Consider the following 279-nt stretch of genomic DNA (forward strand, 5'->3'; position numbering starts at 1 on the left):
TGGCCTGGCCTGAATTTTACATTACCCGTACTGTAGTTGGTCACAAAAGGTGTCGAAGTTTTAGAGCTCCTCTCATATACATAAAGGTGCGAACTGGCCGGAGCATTTTCCTGGGTCGGATCTTTTGGAACCAGCAGTTGAAAGGCAATTCGTTTTCCGTCTTCAGAAATTACTGCCTCCTGTACATATTCAATGCGGGCTACATCCTGCGGTGTGAGTACATTTTGTTGTGCGGGGAGGGAATGAGCGATAAAAAATAAAAGGATTGCTATGGATCTC

General features: G+C 45.2%; 1 protein-coding gene. It reads right to left on the reverse strand.

Translation table 11 applies throughout. The features are described 5' to 3' along the window. Nucleotides 1–279, reverse strand: a 279-nt coding sequence (locus tag HC176_RS19905; RefSeq protein ID WP_209309849.1) for a hypothetical protein, incomplete at both ends; no start/stop codon positions are given.

The sequence above is a fragment of the Tamlana crocina genome, assembly GCF_012037625.1.